Annotated in this window: 4 protein-coding genes and 1 pseudogene; 1 reads left to right on the top strand and 4 read right to left on the bottom strand. The window is 57.6% G+C overall.

The annotated features are described in order from the left end of the window. Positions 1-78: 78 nt before the first annotated feature. A complete protein-coding gene (locus tag ACR0LH_RS05435; RefSeq protein ID WP_480720713.1) occupies positions 79-333 on the bottom strand; it encodes a hypothetical protein in 255 nt (84 codons plus the stop codon). Here ACR0LH_RS05435 and ACR0LH_RS05430 point away from each other — a divergent pair. After that, positions 253-900, top strand: a pseudogene (locus ACR0LH_RS05430) (IS6 family transposase). The gene ACR0LH_RS05435 and the pseudogene ACR0LH_RS05430 overlap by 81 nt on opposite strands. 63 nt (positions 901-963) lie before the next feature. On the opposite strand, the gene nadC reads toward ACR0LH_RS05430, so the two are convergent. From nadC to nadA, 3 genes are read right to left on the bottom strand one after another with little or no spacing between them, the layout of a single operon-like run. Next, a complete protein-coding gene (gene nadC / locus ACR0LH_RS05425; protein ID WP_480719982.1) occupies positions 964-1,812 on the bottom strand; it encodes a carboxylating nicotinate-nucleotide diphosphorylase in 849 nt (282 codons plus the stop codon). Continuing rightward, a complete protein-coding gene (locus tag ACR0LH_RS05420) occupies positions 1,809-3,377 on the bottom strand; it encodes an L-aspartate oxidase (protein ID WP_480719981.1) in 1,569 nt (522 codons plus the stop codon). Before ACR0LH_RS05420 ends, nadC begins: the two co-directional genes overlap by 4 nt. Positions 3,378-3,385: 8 nt before the next feature. Beyond that, positions 3,386-4,438: a quinolinate synthase NadA gene (nadA, locus tag ACR0LH_RS05415; RefSeq protein WP_170384031.1), complete on the bottom strand. Its 1,053-nt coding sequence runs from the start codon at positions 4,436-4,438 to the stop codon at positions 3,386-3,388. Between the last annotated feature and the right edge of the window lie 366 nt (positions 4,439-4,804).

The following is a 4,804-nucleotide window of genomic DNA, read 5'->3' as shown; positions in this document are numbered from 1 at the left end:
TGGTTCGGTAAGTGTAGAGCTGCCCGGTGTACTTCTACTGGATGTGTCGCAAACTTTTGGAATGGCCAAACAAGAGACTTATCGGACACACTCATCCTGCGATCTCGGCAAATAGCCGTAAACGAGATGTCGTAGGGTCTTGTCAGAAAAACTTTGCTTGAGCGGGGCAGGGCGGTTGCGTAGCTTTTGTCCATGACCAAACCTGCCTCTTTCAAATACTTTGAAACCAGTCCCGAGATCATCCGCCTTGCGGTGATGCTGTATATTCGGTTTCAACTCTCGCTTGGGAAAGTCGAAGACCTGCTGCACGAGCGTGGCATCGACGTGAGCCATGAAACTGTCCGATATTGGAGGAACAGGTTTGGCCCGATGTTTGCCTCCGAGATCAGACGGAAGCGAGTCCAGCAACTGCGCGCGTTCTCTAAATGGAAGTGGCACGTGGACGAGGTTTTCGTAAAGGTAAATGGCAAGCGGCATTATCTTTGGCGGGCCGTTGATCACGAAGGTGAGGTGCTGGAAGCCGTTGTCACAAAACGCCGAAACAAGGCTGCAGCACTGAAATTCCTCAAGAAATTGATGAAGCGGACCGTTTGCACCGAAGAGATCGTCACAGATCGCTTCGCTTCCTACAAGGCTGCGCTCACAGAAATGGGCGCGCTCGAAAAACAAAAGACGGGCAGGTGGTTCAACAACCGCGTCGAGAATTCACACCTCCCATTCCGACGACGCGAGCGCGCCATGCAACGTTTCCGGCGTATGCGAAGTCTGCAGAAATTCGCCGCCGTTCATTCTTCCGTCTACAACCACTTCAATTAGGAAAGATCGCTCGCCAGCAGAGATACCTTCAAGTTGACACGCACCGCCGCTCTCGCCGAGTGGCGTCAACTTTGTTCCAGATAGGTTCCCGGTTTACGCAGTCAACTGAGACTGGTTCGAATTCGTCTGACAGCACCGCCACCCTGCCTAGAAATCCAGACCCAGGTCGATTGTCCGGTAGGAATGCGTCAGCGCCCCCGACGAGATGTAATCAACGCCCGTCGCTGCGATGGCCGCAACGGTTTTGCGCGTGACGTTGCCCGAGGCTTCGGTCGTCATCCGCCCGCCGACCATTGCAACGGCCTCGGCAAGGGTGTCTGGGGCCATATTGTCCAGCAAGACAACATCCGCGCCGCCGACTTCAAGTACTTCGGCCAGTTGGTCCACACGGTCAACTTCGATCTCAACCTTCATCATGTGCGAGGCGCGTGCCTTGGTCGCTTCGAGGACGGCCCGAACTCCGCCTGCGGCTGCGATGTGGTTGTCCTTGATCAGAATGGCGTCAGACAATGAGAACCTGTGATTATACCCGCCGCCATGCAGTACGGCCTGTTTCTCGACGATGCGCAGGCCGGGCGTTGTTTTGCGTGTGCAGGTAACACGCGCATTGGTGCCTTTGGTCTCGGCAACCAAATCCGCAGTAGCTGTCGCAACACCTGTCAGGCGGCCTGCGAAGTTCAATGCCACACGTTCACCTGACAGGATCGAGGCAGCGCGGCCGCGAATCTCCATCAGGGTTTCTCCTTTCGCGCAGCGTTGGCCGTCCTGCGCGTGTCTAACGATCTGCAGCGTCGGATCGACCAAGCGAAAGGCGAGTTCTGCGACCTGCATACCCGAAACAACGGCGTCCTCGCGCGTGTTCAAACGCGCGGCATATGTCGTCTCGGGCGGAATTACGGTCAGCGAAGTTATATCGCCATTCGACCCGAGATCCTCCATCAACGCAGAGCGGATGAGCGGTTCGAGAATCAGGTCGGGCAGGGCGGGAACAGTCATGCGGATTCCTTTGTGTATTTGTCTCGCAGCGCGATCGCCTGGCCTAGCGTCAAAAATGATCGCTGTCCGGGTGCAGTGGAAGCCTGCGGAAAGTCAGAACGGTAGTGTGCGCCGCGGCTTTCTTCACGCATCAGTGCCGCGGCGGTGATGACGGTCGCGGTTGCCGTCATATTCAAAAATGCAGGCGAATGAGAATTCCGCGCCTCAAGTGCCGCGATGTCGCTCAAAGCCTGAGTCAGACCAGTTTCTGTGCGCACAACGCCAACAAGATCCGTCATGACATTTCGCAGGGTCTGAACGTCTTGAGCGTCCACGCTCTGGCTTGGCCCGGCTGAAAAGGTCAGTTCGATGTTCTGCGCAGAATCGACAGGCACAACACGCGCAATGTCATGTGAGCAGGCGCGCGCGAACACCAGCGCCTCTAACAGCCCGTTGGATGCCAGCCGATTTGCCCCATGCAGTCCGGTTGAGGCAGCCTCGCCGCAGACCCACAAACCGTTCAGAGAACTGCGTCCAGACAAGTCCACCGCGACGCCGCCCATGTGATAGTGGGCCGCTGCCGTAACCGGGATGGGAGATTTGGACGGGTCGACGCCGTTTCTGAGGCATGCTTCGGTCACAGAGGGGAATTGATCGGCAATAGCCGCGCCAATGGCTTGCCGGGTATCCAGTGCGGGCCGAAGACCCGACTTCATTTGCAGATATACAGCGCGGGCAACGACGTCTCGGGGGGCAAGCTCTGCGTCCGGGTGTAGGTTCTTCATGAAGCGCTGCCCGTTGGAATTGACCAACGTTGCACCTTCCCCGCGCAAGGCTTCTGTGGCCAAAGGGGTTGGGTCTTCGCCTACATTGATAGCCGTGGGGTGGAACTGTACGAACTCGGCATCCGCGATACGCGCACCGGCGCGTGCGGCCATGCCGATCCCTTGACCCCGGATGCGAGCAGGGTTGGTTGTCTGGGCATAAAGCCCGGCAGACCCGCCTGTTGCTAGAACATAGGCTGACCCGCGCAGCACCAATGGCTGTACGCTGGGTTCTTCTGCCGGGGTCAATAACACGCCGCTGACTTGTGTCCCGTCGCTGTCCAGACCAACCGCCTGCACACCTTCGATCACCTGTATGGATGGCGTCTGACGTAGCTCTGCAATCAGGGCGCGCATGATTTCCGTACCTGCCTGATCACCTTTGACCCGCACGACCCGGGCGGCAGAGTGGGCCGCCTCGCGGGATTGGATGAATCCTCCGTCCGCGGTCCGGTCGAACCCCGTGCCAAGATCAGAAAGGTCAAGGATGTGGTCCGGGGCAGCGCGTGTAACGAAATCCGCGACCTCGCGCATCACAGACCCTGCACCAGCGCGCATCGTGTCCTCTGCATGCGCTTCGGGGCTATCGGATGCGGCCATCGCCGCGGCGACCCCGCCCTGTGCCCAAGCCGAGCTTGCACCGGAACCAAGTGGTTCTGGAGAGATCATGACAACCGGGCGCGGAGCCAGTTTGAGCGCGGCGTACACCGCAGCCAGCCCCGCGCCGATAATAACCACGCGCTTGGTGGTGACGTGTTGCATCCGTCCGGTCAAATACCCAGCTTGCGCGACAGATCAATCATCCGTTGAACCGCCAGTCGGGCCTTGTCTGCTACGTCCGCATCGACCTCAACCTGACCAGTCATGGTATCCAGCGCGTACAGAACTTTTTCCAGCGTGATCTTTTTCATGTAGGGGCACATGTTGCAGGGGCCGACGAATTCGACCTCGGGCAACTCGTCCGCAATGTTCGACGCCATCGAACATTCGGTGATCAGCAACGCTTTTTCAGGCTTTTCGTCGGTCACATACTTGATGATACCGCTGGTCGAGCCAGAAAAATCCGCCTCGGCCACAACGTCCGGCGGACATTCGGGATGCGCAATCAGGCGCGTGCCGGGGTTCCACTCGCGGAAGTCGCGCAGGTCGCTGGCGCTGTATTGTTCGTGAACGATGCACGAGCCTTCCCACCAGACCACGTTCTTTTGCGGAACGTCCCTTGCCACGTTTTGCGCAAGGTACTGATCCGGGGTCATAATGATCGTGTCACTGTCCAGTGCTGCGACGATCTGAGCCGCGTTTGACGAGGTGCAGCAGATGTCCGAAGCAGCTTTGACCTCGGCCGTTGTGTTCACGTATGACACCACGGGGGCACCGGGATAGCGGCGTCGCATTTCCGCAATGCCTTCTGCCGTTATGGATTCAGCCAGCGAGCATCCCGCGTCCATATCTGGCATGAGAACGGTCTTTTGAGGGCTGAGGATTTTGGATGTCTCAGCCATGAAATGCACGCCGCATTGCACGATCACATCCGCTTCGACCTCTGTGGCCTTGATCGCCAGTTGCAGGCTGTCGCCGCCAAAGTCGGAAATACCGTGGTATATTTCGGGCGTCATGTAGTTGTGACCCAGAATGACGGCATTGCGCTCGGCCTTCAGGTCATTGATCGCCTTGACGTAGGGCGCGTAGATAGCCCAGTCCACTGGCGAGACAACACGCGACATGCGTGCGTAGATGTCCTCCATGCTGGCGGCCAGTTCCGGCGAAGGGCTGAGGTCGTATTTATCGGAAAGATGCGCACGCTGCGCGGGTAGGTCGAACACGGGTCTGCATATCTGCCTGGTTTACACTCGCGGCATTGAATATGAGATTTGATCAGGATTGACCACCACCCAGCGGGGAAGAATGTTCCAAATTTCCCACCTTGGGGGGAACTATATTGTTTTTGTGGCTGAATTTTCTGACTTGGCAGCCCCGAGCGCGCAAATTTTTCATAAATCCGGATGCAATCCGAGCTTTGTCGCAAGAATGGCGCATTGCTGCCACATCGGGTGGCCAATACCTGATCCCAATCAGGGCTGGTCGGTATCGTGCAGACAGCTTTTTTCGATGTGTCACAAGGGTGACTACGGGCTGAAAACTGGTACTTGCCGATTAGCGAAGTGCTGTAGATAGGGTATCAAGGGCAG

Source organism: Ruegeria sp. CL6, assembly GCF_056536465.1.
Note: the sequence above shows the minus strand (reverse complement) of the source record. Positions and strands in the feature narration are given on the sequence as shown.

Bases quoted from the DNA above. Each gene is read 5' to 3' on its own strand.
- ACR0LH_RS05435 (WP_480720713.1), bottom strand. From the start codon at position 333: ATGGCTCACGTCGATGCCACGCTCGTGCAGCAGGTCTTCGACTTTCCC.
- nadC (WP_480719982.1), bottom strand. From the start codon at position 1,812: ATGACTGTTCCCGCCCTGCCCGACCTGATTCTCGAACCGCTCATCCGC.
- ACR0LH_RS05420 (WP_480719981.1), bottom strand. From the start codon at position 3,377: ATGCAACACGTCACCACCAAGCGCGTGGTTATTATCGGCGCGGGGCTG.